The sequence below is a fragment of the Aquamicrobium lusatiense genome (assembly GCF_014201615.1).
GTDB classification, from domain to species: Bacteria; Pseudomonadota; Alphaproteobacteria; order Rhizobiales; family Rhizobiaceae; genus Mesorhizobium; species Mesorhizobium lusatiense.
On sequence record NZ_JACHEU010000005.1, the window covers coordinates 106,268 to 121,678 of the forward strand.

16 protein-coding genes are annotated in these 15,411 nt (G+C 59.7%); 7 read left to right on the top strand and 9 right to left on the bottom strand.

What is annotated here, in order from left to right; translation table 11 throughout:
* The first annotated feature begins 39 nt into the window (after positions 1-39).
* Positions 40-363: a DMT family transporter gene (locus HNR59_RS18645; protein WP_183832554.1), complete on the top strand. Its 324-nt coding sequence runs from the start codon at positions 40-42 to the stop codon at positions 361-363.
* 134 nt (positions 364-497) lie between these two features.
* Here the strand turns inward: HNR59_RS18645 and HNR59_RS18650 are convergent, their stop codons facing one another.
* The gene (locus HNR59_RS18650; RefSeq protein WP_183832555.1) at positions 498-755 is read right to left on the bottom strand and encodes a hypothetical protein; all 258 of its coding nucleotides are present in this window, start codon (positions 753-755) and stop codon (positions 498-500) included.
* 817 nt (positions 756-1,572) lie between these two features.
* Complete coding sequence (locus tag HNR59_RS18655) at positions 1,573-2,400, bottom strand: lytic transglycosylase domain-containing protein (protein ID WP_246374851.1); 828 nt, start codon at positions 2,398-2,400, stop codon at positions 1,573-1,575.
* A 114-nt stretch (positions 2,401-2,514) separates the two neighbouring features.
* On the opposite strand from HNR59_RS18655, the gene HNR59_RS18660 reads away from it, so the two are divergent.
* A complete protein-coding gene (locus tag HNR59_RS18660) occupies positions 2,515-3,102 on the top strand; it encodes a methylated-DNA--[protein]-cysteine S-methyltransferase (RefSeq protein WP_246374852.1) in 588 nt (195 codons plus the stop codon).
* A gap of 27 nt (positions 3,103-3,129) precedes the next feature.
* Here the strand turns inward: HNR59_RS18660 and HNR59_RS18665 are convergent, their stop codons facing one another.
* Positions 3,130-3,474: a hypothetical protein gene (locus tag HNR59_RS18665; protein WP_183832556.1), complete on the bottom strand. Its 345-nt coding sequence runs from the start codon at positions 3,472-3,474 to the stop codon at positions 3,130-3,132.
* A 245-nt stretch (positions 3,475-3,719) separates the two neighbouring features.
* On the opposite strand from HNR59_RS18665, the gene HNR59_RS18670 reads away from it, so the two are divergent.
* Positions 3,720-3,929, top strand: coding sequence for a cold-shock protein (locus HNR59_RS18670; RefSeq protein WP_183832557.1), 210 nt, complete (start codon positions 3,720-3,722; stop codon positions 3,927-3,929).
* A gap of 255 nt (positions 3,930-4,184) precedes the next feature.
* A complete protein-coding gene (locus HNR59_RS18675) occupies positions 4,185-4,937 on the top strand; it encodes a bestrophin-like domain (RefSeq protein WP_183832558.1) in 753 nt (250 codons plus the stop codon).
* 17 nt (positions 4,938-4,954) lie between these two features.
* On the opposite strand, the gene HNR59_RS18680 is transcribed toward HNR59_RS18675, so the two are convergent.
* The 3 genes from HNR59_RS18680 to HNR59_RS18690 form a co-directional block, all read right to left on the bottom strand.
* Positions 4,955-5,572: a glutathione S-transferase family protein gene (locus HNR59_RS18680; protein ID WP_183832559.1), complete on the bottom strand. Its 618-nt coding sequence runs from the start codon at positions 5,570-5,572 to the stop codon at positions 4,955-4,957.
* Positions 5,573-5,644: 72 nt separating this feature from the next.
* Positions 5,645-6,502, bottom strand: coding sequence for an EAL domain-containing protein (locus HNR59_RS18685; RefSeq protein WP_183832560.1), 858 nt, complete (start codon positions 6,500-6,502; stop codon positions 5,645-5,647).
* Complete coding sequence (locus HNR59_RS18690; RefSeq protein WP_183832561.1) at positions 6,499-7,386, bottom strand: EAL domain-containing protein; 888 nt, start codon at positions 7,384-7,386, stop codon at positions 6,499-6,501. The genes HNR59_RS18685 and HNR59_RS18690 overlap by 4 nt, the downstream gene beginning before the upstream one ends.
* Positions 7,387-7,592: 206 nt before the next feature.
* On the opposite strand from HNR59_RS18690, the gene HNR59_RS18695 reads away from it, so the two are divergent.
* Both HNR59_RS18695 and HNR59_RS18700 read left to right on the top strand, forming a co-directional pair.
* A complete protein-coding gene (locus tag HNR59_RS18695; protein ID WP_183832562.1) occupies positions 7,593-8,795 on the top strand; it encodes a pyridoxal phosphate-dependent aminotransferase in 1,203 nt (400 codons plus the stop codon).
* Between the two features lie 225 nt (positions 8,796-9,020).
* Positions 9,021-11,075 (top strand): elongation factor G, encoded by a 2,055-nt coding sequence (locus HNR59_RS18700; RefSeq protein WP_183832563.1) that lies wholly within the window; start codon positions 9,021-9,023, stop codon positions 11,073-11,075.
* 857 nt (positions 11,076-11,932) lie between these two features.
* On the opposite strand, the gene HNR59_RS18705 is transcribed toward HNR59_RS18700, so the two are convergent.
* Entirely contained in the window at positions 11,933-12,829 is an 897-nt protein-coding gene (locus tag HNR59_RS18705; RefSeq protein ID WP_183832564.1) for a LysR family transcriptional regulator, read from the bottom strand.
* A 52-nt stretch (positions 12,830-12,881) separates the two neighbouring features.
* On the bottom strand, positions 12,882-13,856 hold the full coding sequence (gene trxB, locus HNR59_RS18710; RefSeq protein ID WP_183832565.1) for a thioredoxin-disulfide reductase: 975 nt from the start codon (positions 13,854-13,856) through the stop codon (positions 12,882-12,884).
* A 231-nt stretch (positions 13,857-14,087) separates the two neighbouring features.
* Between trxB and HNR59_RS18715 the strand changes: the two genes are divergently transcribed.
* Complete coding sequence (locus tag HNR59_RS18715; protein WP_183832566.1) at positions 14,088-14,561, top strand: Lrp/AsnC family transcriptional regulator; 474 nt, start codon at positions 14,088-14,090, stop codon at positions 14,559-14,561.
* A 53-nt stretch (positions 14,562-14,614) separates the two neighbouring features.
* Here the strand turns inward: HNR59_RS18715 and HNR59_RS18720 are convergent, their stop codons facing one another.
* Positions 14,615-15,409, bottom strand: coding sequence for a glycosyltransferase family 25 protein (locus HNR59_RS18720; protein ID WP_183832567.1), 795 nt, complete (start codon positions 15,407-15,409; stop codon positions 14,615-14,617).
* Between the last annotated feature and the right edge of the window lie 2 nt (positions 15,410-15,411).

Genomic DNA, 15,411 nt, shown 5'->3' on the forward strand with positions numbered 1-15,411 from the left:
AAAACCGGGACGGCCCGGCAATCAAAGGAGGGCCGTTCCATGGCCTGGATTTATCTGGCGGTCGCCGGTCTGCTTGAAATCGTGTGGGCGTTTTACATGAAGAAGTCGGAAGGCTTCAGCCTGCTGACACCGAGCGTCATCACCATCATTGCCATGATCGCAAGCTTCGCGCTCCTGTCGGTATCGATGAGGTCGCTGCCGCTCGGAACCGCCTACACGGTGTGGACCGGCATCGGCGCGGTCGGCGCTTTCGTCGTCGGCATCGTCGTGCTTGGCGAGGCGATCACCCCGATGCGCGTCGCAGCCGCAGCGCTGATCGTTTCGGGTCTGGTTCTGATGAAGCTTTCCAGCTCCGGGGCCTGAAACCGGGTAATGCAATCTCTCTCTGGTCCATGATCAGCGGCAGCAATCTGTCAGGGCCACATCAGGCAGAGCCCGCAGCGCCAATAAAAAAAGGCCCCGCTCGTTGCGGGGCCTTTTTTAACGGTCGCTGATGCTTAGCTGCCGAGCAGGGTGCTGGAGAACACGGCGCCAATCAGGCCCGTATTGTCATTGATCTGGACCGTGGCATGCGAGCCAGCGGCCAGATCGGCCGGTACGGCAACATGAACAGGGATCGACGCGGTCTCGCCATTCTCGAAATGGATGGTGCGTGCCTGCGCGTCATAGGAGGCCACCTGCCCGCTGATCGAGGCGGCGAAAGCAGAGCCGGACACCAGTGCGAGAGCGGCTGCGGAAGCGATAATCCTGATCATGATAAACTCCTTGGATCGGGTTTCGATTTGTCTCGAGGCAGCTTCTTGCCTGCCTTGATATCAGGGAGATAGGTCTCCTTTCCGCTCGCTGAAAGGCTCGGTTTGTGTCCGCTTTGTTCACGGATGTTGAACGCTAAATACTGGAAATTCCTTGCCTTCATGACTATGGCAGGGGCGAAAAACGATATCCGGCTTACGATTTGTGCGATGCTCGATCGACCTCTCGCACCGCTTCCTGCCTTTGGATGAAGGCGCGGTAACCCGTCCGAACGATCGTGATGATTTGAAGCGGGCGCGGCGCTCTCCTGGCCCGCACCGCTTATTTTATCCCCACTCTCTGCGCCTCGCCTATCATGTCCCTTGCCCTTCCTGCGGGAAAGCCGGTCATGACGATGGCAGGCCTGGGATGGGACGGCGCGGTGGCGAACCCTGAACGTGAGGGCGGGCCGCCGACGGGGAGTGCCTGGCGAAGGGACCGATGGTTCGCCGCAGGCGGGGCTGCTTGGTAACGCGGCAGTCCGGCTCAGACCACCCCGGAAACGGGAACGGGTCGGTCCATTGCACGCGTGTTTCGCAAGGAATGCGCGGCCAGAAGGGCTGTAGCCAGCCGGGCCCGGTAGGACGCCGGACGGGCGGTCGCAAGGCCGCACCCAAAAACATCTTACGAGCGACCTGACGGCCGCCCGTCATCCTGATGCGATCAATGGCCAGACGGTTTTCCGGGCGTGGCGGTGCCCCAGCGCGGCCAGCATTGCGCGGCCAAAATCACGCGGCGTATGCAGCGCATCATGCGCAGGAAGAAAAAACGATGAAAAGATCAGTTCAGCGCGATCGGCAGGTCGACCTGCTGCGGCGTCTCGACCAGAACCGCCGGCGTTGCGGCAGCCGGTTCGCGGCGGCGCTTGCGGTCCTTGCCGAGCCCGGTGATGCCCAGCATGCCGCGCTCCTTGGCGTGGTAGTAATATCCGGTCTGATAGAGCCGGTCGGCCCGCTTCTCGTCGCCATCGGCAACCAGCCAGGCGCCGCGCAGATATTTCACGGCATATTTCAGGTTGGTTTCGGCATCGAGAAGGCCCTTGGCCGGCCCTTCATAGCCCATGCCCCGCGCCGTCGCGTGCTTGATCTGCATCAGGCCCCAATGGCCGTTGTTGTAGGCGCTCGGGTTGAACGTGCTTTCGCGGTTCACCACGCGGCGCACGAACGGTTCGGGCAGGCCGTAGACATTGGCATATTTGGCGATCAGCCCGTCGACATGGCCGCGCGAAGCCGGCGCCGGATCTTCGGCGGTGGTCAGCACGGCAGGCTCCGCGCGCGGCAGCGCGGCTGCGGAAGCAAGCTGGATCGGGGAAGCGGCAGGCTGGGCAGCGAGCGCCAGCGCAGCGACAGGCGTCTCGCCCGGCTGCATCGGGGCAGGCAATTGCGGCTGAAGCGAAGCGACATCGGCATTCACCGTCGTCCCGGCAAAAGCGCTCTCGGGAAGAATGGCGACCATGTCCGGCAGCGCCAGCGCGAAACCGGCATCGCCGCCATCGGCTTCGGTCGTCTCGGCAAAGCTCTGGCTGGTCTGCGAGGTGGTGGTGCAGCCGGAAAGACCGGTTGCGGCCAGCACCATGCCAAGGGCGACGATTTTGAGCTTCGCTGGCAAGAGACGTTCAAAGTCCGTTGTTCGGTTAAGCGGTCATTACACCAGCCGATTCGGCGGAGCAACCTGCACCGGCGCGGTTTTCGGGTGGTGGGCGAGCCGGACAGATGAGATAATATGTCAGTGCGTAACATTCCGAACGAAGACACCAGCGCCATGAAGACCGCCGGGCATACCGTTTTCCAGACAAAGATGGGCTTTGCCGGCTTTGCATGGGGGAATGCCGGCATCACGCGCCTGTGCCTGCCGGAGAAAAGCAGAACGGCTGTGGAACGACGATTATCAGGCCACGGCGCGGCCGTTGATTCGCCACGCGCGCAGGCCGCGGAACTGGTCGCCCGCATCGAAGCCTATTTCGAGGGAAACATGATCGACTTTTCCGATGTCGAGGTCGATCTCGCCGGAATGGAGGCCTTCCGCCTCGACATCTACGCGGCCGCGCGGCGCCTGCGTTTCGGTGAAGCCGTCACCTATGGCGAGCTTGCCCGCCGCGCGGGGCATGAAGGCATGGCCCGCGAAACCGGTGTCGCCCTCGGCGCAAATCCGGTGCCGCTGGTGGTGCCTTGCCACCGCATCGTCGCAGCTGGCGGGCGGATCGGCGGCTTTTCGGCGCCGGGCGGCTCGGCAACCAAGCAGAAGATGCTGGAGCTGGAGGGCGTGCAGATCGGGCCGCCGCCGTCAGCTCAGCAATCCTTCGGCTTCTGACCAGCAGGCATTATGGCTTCTGAAATGTCAGTGCCCGAATCGCCAGAAGCGGTCCCGGCGCTCGAATTCAGGCTGCACGCATTTGTAGACCGGACACGAAGAAGCATCGGCGCTCGGCACATCGGCCCTCTCGCGCACCTGCCCAGCCGGGCAAAACCGGTTGTTGAGCACATAGCGATCATAGATCGGCAGGTTGGGATTGCGCTTCGAGGTGTAGCGCAGGATCACCGCGCCCTCGCGCGCCACCCTGTCCTGGATCGCACCGCAACTCATGCGCGTCGGATCATAGCGGGATATGGCATGGGCCTGCCCTGCCGCGACGAGGCAGCCGGCCCCCACGATGGCCAGTCCGATCAATCTGGAAATCCGCATGGCATCCTCCGCAATGCAAGGTATCTGAAACGCTGTTGCGGCCTGCATTGTTCCGTAAATTAGGCTTATTGCAGCCTCTTGAAAGCATAACAAGCACAGCTTATATTGGTGCCGTTGATATTTCGGCCGATCGATCCGGGCCGCGCGTTCCTAAGAGCTTGCTGCCGTCTATCTCCAAAATCTCGATACCACCGGCCGGATGTATTTCCGGTCTTAGACAAAGCAGAAGTTGAAGGAATACGCATATGGCAACTGGAACCGTCAAGTGGTTCAACGCCACCAAGGGCTACGGCTTCATCCAGCCCGACAACGGCGGCCCGGACATTTTCGTCCATATCTCTGCCGTGCAGCGCGCAGGTCTCACCTCGCTTGCTGACGGCCAGAAGGTAAGCTTCGAAATCGAGCAGGACCGCCGCACCGGCAAGTCGTCCGCTGGATCGCTCGAAGCAGCCTGACCCAGCGTGAGCGCGCGCCGGGTCTGAAAAGACCCGGACTGCGCGACAAGCCACGGATGTACTGGCGGTCGCGCTGGAAGCGCGCCGAAGCTTGAAGACCCGACCAGCCGAGCAGCGGATTGTCTGCCGGCCCGGACAGAAAGCTTCCCGTCAGGCTACCGATCCGGAAAGGCGGGCTTTGCCCGCCTTTCTGGTTTCGGGTGATAAGCACAGCGCATTGACCCCATTTTAAGGGTGTCGTGCTGGAATTGAGCGATGCACACTTTGCTCGCCCAGTCCTCGCCGGTTCTTTTCCTTGTCATTGCAGGCTTCTGCATCGGCGCACTGGCCATAGGCCTTTCATTTCTCAATATCGCCTCGCGGCTCTTCAAGGGCATGCCGGGTCAGGTTCCCACGCCGGCCTTCATGGGCGTCGTCTCCACGGCCTGGGCGCTCTCCATGGGCTTCGCCGCCTCCGACGTGTGGTCGCTCGATGCCCGCGCCGACAGCGCCGCAACAGCCGAGCGATCCGCCGTCATGCGTCTGATCGGCGTGTCGGATGAATCGGCGCTGAACCTGCCCGCCATGAATGAAGCCGTTCGCAACTATGCCGATCTGGCCCGCACCACGGAATGGCAGGAGACGCTGAACCGCGTCCCCAATCCGTTGGTCGACGACGCCCTTCAGGAGATACGCATCGGCATCGTGGACATGGTCAAAAGAGGCATTGCCTCCCCTCTCGTCAGCAAGGCCGTGAATGATTTCGACGAGTTGCAGGATGCCCGCAACGAGCGCCTCGCCATTGGCCAGACTGCCGTTGACCTGACCAAATGGTATCTCGTGCTCTGCCTGACCGTCATGGCGATGATCACCATCGCCATGGTTCACGCCGAAGTTCCGAAGGCCGGCAGAAACGCTCTGGCGATCTTCAGCGTCGTGGTCTGCGTGTGCCTCTGGATACTGGCCATGCACACCAACCCCTACAAGGGCATGCCGGTCACCCTGTTCGCGAGCACATCGTCCCGCTGACCAAGGCAGGCTCCGGATCAGGCGTCCGGCACCCAGGCAAGCGGCACATGTCCCGGATCCTGCTCGACCCGTCGCAGCCACGCCGACACCTGCGGATAATCGTTCAGGGTGAAGCCGCCCTCGTCCGCCGTGTGGGTGTAGGCATAGAGCGCAATGTCCGCCACGCTCAGCGCATTGCCTGCAAAGAAATCATGTCCTGCGAGATGCGCCTCCATGACGCCCAGCGCCTTGTTGCCGCGCTCCAGCGTCAACGCCAGCCGTTCCGGCGTGGCGGCTGCCGCACGCTCGGGATAAGTCAGCAACGCCCTGCGAACAGCGATATAGGGTTCGTGGCTGTACTGCTCGAAGAACAGCCATTGATAGGCCAACGCCCGCTCATAGCTGTCATGGGGGAGAAAGCGCGTGCCCTCGGCGAGGTGCAGCAGCATGGCATTCGATTCGGCAAGCGGCCGGCCGTCTTCCAGCAAAAGCACCGGAACCATGGCATTCGGATTGCGCGTGAGGAATTCGGGCGTACGTGTGGACCCGTCGCGGGAACTCACTTCGACATGGGTGAAGGGCCGGCCCAGCTTCGCCAGCAGCAGACGCGGCTTGTAGCAGTTGCCGCTGTCGGTCATTCCATAAAGCACAGTCATCGAAAAATCTCCGTGGCCCCGCATATTGCGCAGCCACGTTACCGCTTCCAATGAGTTAATTTGCTGGGAAGATCAAAATGCCTGCTCGGACGCCTCGCGGGCCGACGGCAGGAAATGCTGGATCGCCAGGGGCCCGTCATCGAAGAATGCCCCGGCCGAAAGGGGTCTGGCCAGCAACGAACCTTGCAGAAGATCGCAACCAGCTTCCAGAGCAACCTGCAATTGCCGGGGCGTGGCAATGCCCTCGACAAGCACCTTAACCCCGCTGTCCTGCACCACGGAAACGAGCCGGCCGAACAAGCGGCCTGCTGCGGGATAGGAGCACAGCAGCGCGAAGAGAGCGCCATCGACACGCACCAGATCCGGACGGACCAGATTCAGCAGCCGCTCCGTGTCGTTGCCGGTTCCAAAACTGGCAAGCGCCACCCCAAGCCCGCCTGCCCGCATTTCCTGCACCAGAACGTCAAGCGTCTCGCTGTCGTCGCTGCACGACACCACGATCTCGCACATCAGCCGGGCGGGATGCAGCCCGAGCTCATCGAGCCTTCCCGCCATCTGGCGCAGCTCTGCCACCATGCGGCCGTCAAGGTCGTTTGCGGCAAAGTCGAAGTTGAAGAACAGCTTCACCCCTTCAACGCCCACATGCCGGTAGTTGCGCAGATGCAGCATCCGGCACAGGGCATCCACATACTGCCGTTCGCAAGGGGCGACCGTATCGAGGAATTCAGCCGGAGAAACGGCGCAGCCACGCCGGTGCGCTTCAACGGCGGCCTCGACCGCCACCATGCGCAACAACCTGCCGCGCGGCTCGAAAATGGGCTGGTAGGTGCTGCGCAGACGAAAGTCCTCATGGATCGCATATTCGAGGCCGATTTCGTCTGCAAAAATGGCATCGGCAACCTGCCTCCGCCGCCTGTCCATGGAGGTCATTTCACCACCCGCCGTCCAAAGGTCCTGGGAGAATGAGCGGGCCTTGAGCCTGCCGGCTTTTCCGGCGAGCCCTGTTCAGATGCAGGATCTGACGCCATGCCCATGGTCTTCAATTCCGGGCAGGCTATCTGCGGGCGCGCCAGCACAAAGCCCTGCACCATGGAAGCTCGGGATTTTTCGGCCAGATCGATCTGCCAGTCCTCCTCTATCCCCTCGAAAACGGTTCTTATTCCCTGATCCTCGAAGGATTTGACCATGTTTGAAAGCAGGACGAAGCCTGCATCGGACTCCATCAGCCGGTTGATCCACACCGCATCGAACTTGACGATATCGGGCATCAGTTCCCTGATGCGCTTTATGTCGGACTCATCGGCACCGTAGTCATCGACTGCAATACGGAAGCCGTTGGCACGCAGGCCCGACACAAAGCTGTGAAAGGCCTGCTGCGAGCCGGTGGGATTTTCCGTGACCTCGCAGACCACGCGTGCAGGTTCGATGCCGACGCTGTTCAGAACCAGCTTTATGTCGCGCAGCGTGCCATCGCCTATGTCCTGCGCGGTAAACACCGAAGGATCGATATTGATGAAAAGCGTGGCATCGTCGGGCAGGCATTTTGCTGCATTGAGAAAGTGCAGCGTCCGGGTCAATCCTTCCACCTGCAATCTGTCGTCGGCATTGCAGGTCGCGAAGAAGGCTGAGGGGGTTTCCGGCTCGCCGTCCCGGAACGGTCTGATGAGAGCCTCGAAAGCCTCGATGCGCAACTTCCCCTGGTGGAATCCAAAGATGGGCTGGAAGGCGCTTCTGAGCGTGAACATACCCCACTGTCCGACAGCGGTTCCGTTTTCCTCGCGCTCTATGTGGTCCAGCCCGGTTCTGCGCCCCACTTTTGCAGTCTTCCGCTCACTTTTTCGGCATTCCATCAGATTGTCAGCAAACGCTTAAGAGCCACTTAATCGCCCCTTTGGCCGTTCCGGCGAAACACACCACCCATCAACTCGGCAAACGAAGGATACTTGCGCTGAGTAACGCAATGCGACATTAGAGACGTGCAGAAATTTCCCCGTTCAAGCCATATATCGGAGACGTTCCAATGGCCTTTCTTGCCGACGCCCTTTCCCGCGTGAAGCCTTCCGCGACCATCGCGGTAACGCAGAAAGCGCGCGAGCTGAAAAACGCGGGCCGGGACGTCATCGGACTGGGCGCCGGCGAGCCGGACTTCGACACGCCCGACAACATCAAGAATGCCGCGATCGAGGCCATTCGCCGTGGTGAGACCAAGTACCCTCCGGTGTCCGGCATCGCGCCGCTGCGCGAAGCCATTGCCGCCAAGTTCCGGCGCGAGAACAATCTCGACTACAAGCCCGAGCAGACCATCGTCGGTACAGGCGGAAAGCAGATCCTGTTCAACGCCTTCATGGCGACGCTGAACCCCGGCGACGAAGTCATCATCCCCCGCCCCTACTGGGTCAGCTATCCGGAGATGGTGGCGCTGTGCGGCGGTACGCCCGCTTTCGCGGAAACCTCGATCGACAACGGTTTCAAGCTGACCGCCGAGGCACTTGAGAAGGCGATCACGCCCAGGACCAAGTGGCTGGTGATGAACTCGCCGTCCAATCCCTCGGGCGCCGCCTACACGGAAGCCGAACTCAGGGCTCTCGCAGATATTCTCCTGAAGCATCCGCAAGTGTGGGTGCTCACCGACGACATGTATGAGCACCTCACCTACGGTGACTTCGTGTTCAGGACCATTGCCGAGGTGGAGCCCAACCTGTACGAGCGCACGCTGACCATGAACGGCGTGTCCAAGGCCTATGCCATGACCGGCTGGCGCATCGGCTATGCCGCTGGCCCGCTGCAGCTCATCAAGGCCATGGACATGATCCAGGGTCAGCAGACCTCAGGTGCCTGCACCATCGCTCAATGGGCGTCGGTCGAGGCGCTGAACGGACCTCAGGACTTCATCGGCACGAACAAGGCGATCTTCCAGGCTCGTCGCGACCTCGTGGTCTCGATGCTCAATCAGGCGCGCGGCATTTCCTGCCCTTCGCCGGAAGGCGCGTTCTACGTCTATCCCTCCTGTGCCGACCTGATCGGCAGGAAGACGAAAGACGGAAAGGTGATCGAGAACGACGAAATTTTCGCTTCCGAACTGCTGGAAGCGGAAGGCGTGGCAGTTGTGTTTGGCACGGCCTTCGGCCTTGGGCCGAACTTCCGCATCTCCTACGCCACGTCGGACACGCTTCTTGAAGAAGCCTGCACGCGCATTCAGCGCTTTACGGCAAGCCTGAGCTGACCGTCACAAGCGATTCAGAAGACTCAAGAAAAGCCCGGCTTCAGGCCGGGCTTTTCTTTTGCAGTTCCATGAAGCTGTCTCATGCCACCTTGCCCCATTCGCCAAGCCATGTGACCATGCCCCAACGGCAGGCATCTCTCCACGATAGACGTCGATAATGCCTCCGCGCGACGGTCTTCAGGCCGGCCGCCGCTCCCGTCAAAAATGCCTGAGCGGAGGTCAGTCATGGGTAATCGCGCCGGAGGAAGACGCACGGGACCGAAGTGCATCGCCATCGTCGGTCCCTTTTCAAGCGGCAAGTCGACGCTTTTCGAAGCCATTCTTGCCCGCACGGGCGCAATTGCCCGCCAAAATCCAATCGCCTCAGGAAACACGGTTTCCGACCACTCCCCCGAAGCTCGTGAACACGCGATGAGCGTGGAAGCGACCTTCGCAACAGTCGAATTCATGGGCGACACTCTCACCTTCGTCGATTGCCCCGGCTCGATCGAATTCGCCTTCGAGGCCGAGCCCGTTCTGGCTGCCTGTGATCTGGCAGTGGTAGTTGCCGAGCCTGACGAAAAGAAAATCCCGGCCCTGCAACTCATCATGCGCAGGCTGGATGAACTCGGCATACCCCGCATCCTGTTCCTCAACAAAGTGGACAAAGCCACCGCGGGAGTGCGCGAAGCTCTCAAAACCCTGCAGCCGGCAAGTTCAGTGCCCTTGCTTCTGCGCCAGATCCCGTTGCGCAAGGATGGGGTCGTCATCGGCTCGATCGATCTGGCGCTGGAGCGCGCTTACATCTACCGTGAATACGCGGCGAGCGAAGTTGCCGATATTCCCGGCGACGATAAGGCACGCGAGATCGAGGCGCGCTTCTCCATGCTGGAAACGCTGGCCGATCATGACGACGCCCTCATGGAGCAGTTGCTGGAAGAGATCGAGCCACCTCGCGATGCCGTATTCGACGATCTTGTCGCCGATTTGCGCGAAGGGCGGGTGACGCCCGTGCTTATCGGCACCGCAGAAAAGGGTAACGGGGTTCTGCGGTTGCTGAAGGCAATCCGCCACGATGCGCCGGACGTCGAGCCAACGCGACGCCGGTTGGGCGTGGCAGATGACGAAAGCGTCACGCTCGTGCAGGTCATGAAAACGATCCACACATCGCACGGCGGAAAGCTTTCCGTCTCGCGAGTATTGGCAGGTCAGTTGTCAGACGGCGCCGAGCTTTTTCTGCCGAATGGCGAAGCTGCCAAAGTGTCCGGCCTCTACCGGATGTTTGGAAAGGACCAGACGAAAATCGCAGATGCTGCAACCGGCGACACTGTTGCGCTTGGCAAGCTCGAGAGCGTCCGCACCGGGGCGCCCCTCACTTCCGCAAAGGGCGGACGGGAATTCCTGATCGAACTGGTTCCGCCAAAACCGGTTTACGCCTTCGCGTTGCGGCCGAAAGAACGCAAGGATGATGTGAAATTGTCTGCAGCCGTACAGCGACTGGCAGAAGAGGATCCCTCCCTTAGCCTCGCTCACAATCAGGATTCCGCAGAAACGGTGCTTTCAGGTCACGGCGAGATGCATCTTCGTGTGGTGCGCGAGCGCCTGGAGGGTCGCAACCAGATTGCCGTCGAAGGCCACGCTCCGGCAGTTCCTTATCGGGAGACCATCCGCAAGGGAACGCAACAGCGCGGTCGTCACAAGAAGCAATCGGGTGGCCATGGGCAGTTCGGGGATGTCGTCATCGAGATCAGACCGCTCCCGCGCGGAAGCGGCTTCGAATTCACCGACACCATCAGCGGGGGCGTGGTTCCGAAACAATATATTCCCTCGGTGGAAACTGGCGTTCGCGACTATCTGAAATGTGGCCCGCTGGGCTTTCCGGTTGTCGACATAGCGGTCAATCTCAGCGACGGCTCGTATCATACTGTCGATTCTTCCGACATGGCATTCCAGATGGCGGCACGACTGGCCATGAAGGAGGGAATGGCCGCATGCTCCCCCGTTCTGCTGGAGCCGATCATGGAGGTGGAAATCTTTACACCATCCGAGGCAACTGCACGCATCATCGCCATCATTCCCCAGCGGCGGGGCCAGATCCTGGGTTACGACGCCCGCAGCGGATGGCCGGGTTGGGATGTGGTGAGAGCAACCATGCCGCAAGCCGAAATGGGAGATCTCATCATCGAGTTGCGTTCGGCAACGTCTGGCGTCGGCAACTATATTGCGAGTTTCAGTCACATGGCGGAGCTGACAGGTCGCCTGGCAGATGTGGTCATGAACGCAGCCGGCAAGGCGGCATGACAGGCTGAAATAAGCTATGCTTAAACAAACGGCGACAGGGAGAACCTGTCGCCGTTTTTTGCGGACCGTCTCCGGGGGGAGGAAACGGCAGGTCCGCCGCAGGGAGGATGCCGGCATCTGCCAGCAAGAATAAGACGGACGCGGCCGTCGCCTGAGACCCGGCTTTCCGGAAGATGCCCCCATCCCCTGAAAGCCGGCCGCGCCCTCAGGATATGACTACAGAAGTTCCGCCGGTCCCGTCACGTTACAGGGGTTACATGACCGTTACGCGCCCGCAGAACCTGGGTAACGCACTTCAATGCCTGCAAAAAGCAGCAGCAGACCACCTCCCCGAGGAGCAACATGTCGGGAAAGCGGAGCAAAATATACAGACAAAGGATGGCAACAACCTACTCATGCGAACATAAGCATACGAGCGATCAGGTTGGCTAAAACAAAAAAGCCGGATCATAAGATCCGGCTGAGTTTGTTGGAAGTGCCTATAAGGCTAAACCTCCAGAGGGGAACACTCGTGAGCGCTAATGGGAGGAGAACGCGCTCAGGAGATGGCTTATATATGAGCCATGACTGCACAATGAACAAGCAACTATTTTGCAACGCACACATGCAAAAACACGCGACCTGTGGTCCAATGCCCGCAGCGATGCAATAAGACCAAGACAGCGGCAGCTATGAGCATCTGCCTGCCCGCTTCGCAAGCAGGTGTGCCCCAAAAACGAGGGAGCTTCCGGATCCCGATACGCTTTCAAAGAGGGCATTGCTGTTTATGCAGGCAGAACCCGAAGACAGGCTTGCTGACAGCAACCGCCAGACGCGCCGTGTTGGGGTGGAACAATCAGCCGGACTTCAGAAATGAATCAATAGGACCAGTTACGGGCCTTTGAGAACATGAAGTCACGAAACGCCTTGAGCTTAGCCTGGTTCTTCATCGCCTCGGGATACACGAAGAATGTATCGAAGGACGGGCCCTCAAGCTCCTCGAGGATGGAAACGAGCCCTGAATCCTTGCCGGACATGTAATCCGGCAGCATGGCAATACCGACCCCTCGCTTCACGGCCTTGCGGATCGACATCAGATCGTTGATCTGAAGGACGCTTGGTCGTTTCTCACCGTCCGGCCGCCCGACGGTCTCAAGAGTGTTCAGCCCCGCCAGATAACTCGGCACCGGTTCTCCGAATGTGATGATCCGATGACGGTCGAGGTCGGCAGCGGATTTCGGCACACCATGGCGGTCGAGATATTCCTGCGATGCGAACACATGCAGGTGCACGGTGAACAGGCGCCGCTGAATGAGGTCCGGCTGTTGAGGCTGCCGAAGGCGCACTGCGCAATCGGCCTGTCGCATGGTCAGGTCGAGTTCCTCATTGGTAAAGACGAGTTGCAGGTTGATTTCCGGATAAAGCTCCAGAAATTCTTTGGTCCGGTCGGTAAGCCAGCCGGTGCCCAGACCAACGGTTGTCGTCACCCGCAGAACACCGGTCGGGTGATCCTTTGTTTCGAGCAGACGCGAGCGGATGGATTCCAGCTTCATCAGCACGTCGTGCGCCGTGCGGAACAGCATCTCACCCTGCTCGGTCAGCACAAGCCCCCGCGCATGGCGGTGAAACAACGGCACGCCGACATCATGCTCCAGCGCGCTCACCTGCCGCGAAATGGCGGATTGCGACAGATGCAACGTCTCGGCGGCATGGGTAAACGACCCTGCCTGCGCGGCTGCATGAAATACCCTGAGCTTGTCCCAATCCAACGCCATGATTCCCCTCGTGTATGTCGGCGTCTGAAGGAAGAGTTGGGATTTTTTACGGCTATTCCGCCGCGTCCCTGTGCGCTTCGATGCCTGCCAGATACTTTTCCGCTTCCAGCGCAGCCATGCAGCCCATTCCGGCTGCCGTTACGGCCTGGCGGTAGATGTCGTCGGTGACATCACCGGCAGCAAACACACCTGGAATGTTGGTGCGGGTCGAATCCGGCTCTGTCCACAAATAGCCGTTCGGCTTCTGCTTCAGCTTGCCGGCGAACAGTTCCACGGCCGGCGCGTGGCCTATGGCCACAAACACGCCATCGACAGGCAACCGGCTTTCTTCGCCAGTCACGACATTGCGCAGCTTCAGTCCATCTACGGAAGGTGGAAGTGGCGCCTGCCCGGGACGGCCCGTGATCTCGTCAACAACCGTGTCCCAGATCACCTTGATGTTGTCCTTGGCAAGAAGCCGCTCGCGCAGAATACGTTCCGCGCGGAAATCATTGCGGCGATGAATGACGGTGACGGTGCGGGCAAGGTTGGAAAGATAGAGAGCTTCCTCGACGGCCGAATTGCCGCCTCCAACGACGGCGACATCCTTGCCACGATAGAAGAACCCGTCACAGGTGGCACATGCGGATACGCCGAAGCCCATAAAGGCCTGCTCCGACGGGATTCCCAGCCACTTTGCCTGAGCGCCCGTCGCGATAACCAGGGCGTCGGCTGTATAAACGGTGCCTGAATCGCCTTTCGCCACGAAGGGGCGCGCATCGAGATCCACCTCGATGATGATGTCATTGACGATTTCCGCCCCGACATGCTCGGCCTGCTTCAGCATCTGCTCCATCAGCCACGGACCTTGCACCGGCTCGGCAAAACCCGGGTAATTCTCCACCTCCGTCGTAATGGTGAGCTGGCCGCCCTGCTGCAGGCCGGCGACGAGCATGGGTTTCAGCATTGCGCGCGCCGCATAGATGGCAGCCGTATAGCCAGCCGGACCGGAGCCGATGATGAGAACGGGAGCATGCTTGACGGTCATGGCGTTGCCTTGCAGATGATGGACCGTCAAAACGGCCCGACAGATACGCAAATCGAAATATGCCGCCAATGTAAGTGCTTGCAGCCAAGCCAGCAAGGCAAACGACAAAGTGTCCCCGGAAAGCTTCGCCAGAAACTAACGGAATTCGCAGGGTAACGACAAACCGCTGGCGCATCATAAAAAGTTGTTTAATTACCAGATGACGATAGATTCTTGCGCAGAGATGCTCGCATGACCCTGAAGGCCGACCTCGACGCCATCGACTGGAAAATCCTGCGCGAATTGCAGCAAGATGGTCGCATGACCAATGTCGAACTCTCGCAACGGGTAGGCATCTCCGCTCCTCCCTGTCTCCGCCGTGTAAGACGCCTGGAAGAAAGCGGCATTATTCGCGGCTACCGCGCCCTGCTCGACGCCCCCTCGCTTGGGATGGAGGTGGTAGCTTTCTGCCTCGTGGGCCTGAAGCATCAGGCCGAAACAGAACTCAAGGCTTTTGCCGAGCGCACCCGCAACTGGCCGATCGTGCGCGAGGCGTGGATGGTATCAGGCGAATCCGACTTTCTGCTCCACTGCGTGACCAGCGACATCGGTACTTTCCAGACCTTCGTGATTGAAGATCTGACCTCGTCACCCAACGTGGACACGGTGCGTACGGCACTCACCATCCGCAAGGTGAAGGACGAGGTGCCGGTGAGGATTGGATAGATACCGGGTCATTCTAACGAAAAATAAATACCAGAAAAACTTTAAAATTGAACCTATTCCGAAATAGGTAATTTCGCGATCTGGTAACGAAATTTTTTGCGCTTTTTCATTGCGATAATCTTGTCCTCAAGCAACCTCTTCTGTTTGGAAAATCCGTAATACCATTTTCGCTGGTTCTTTTTTCGCGCCTGGCCGGATGCGGCAAGAATTTGACTGGCTGCATCGGTCGTCGTGACGGGCGCAGGCCAAAATGAGTATCCATGCCCTTCCCGGGTCAGCCAGTGGCGGAAGAAATTGTCGACAGGCGCGAAAATCTTTCCATGACCATCGACGAAACTGGCCGCCCCTTTTCTTGACCATACGATAGCGCTGGTGGTCATGGGAAAGTAATGGGCTGCGACAAGGTCGCACTCATGCCCGTCCACTCGGTAGGTTTTTACAGAAGTGGTAATTTTCTGCTTGTTGTTACCGATATTGATAAGAATCCAGTCAGGATCAAGCGAATCCAGGTCGGGAAGCACCTGTGTGAGTAGCTTTACCGGATTGCACAATGGAAAAGCATCGTCTTCCAGCACCAGAGCGTAGCGCGCATTCGAATTCAGGAAGCGTGAAGCGACGGCAAGATGACTACGGTAGCAACCAATTTCCCCGCCGACAAGATCACGCCCCATGTAACGCCGGGCACGGGCAGCGTCATATTCATCGAGTGTGGACAGATCAAGTTTGCGCCCATCGAACGCCGGAACACGCTCGAAATCGACATCAAAAGCATCAAGTCTTGTGGATATGGCCTCGAGACGATCGGCGCTGCCGTCAAGATTGACCACATAGGTTTTGAGGGACTGCATGA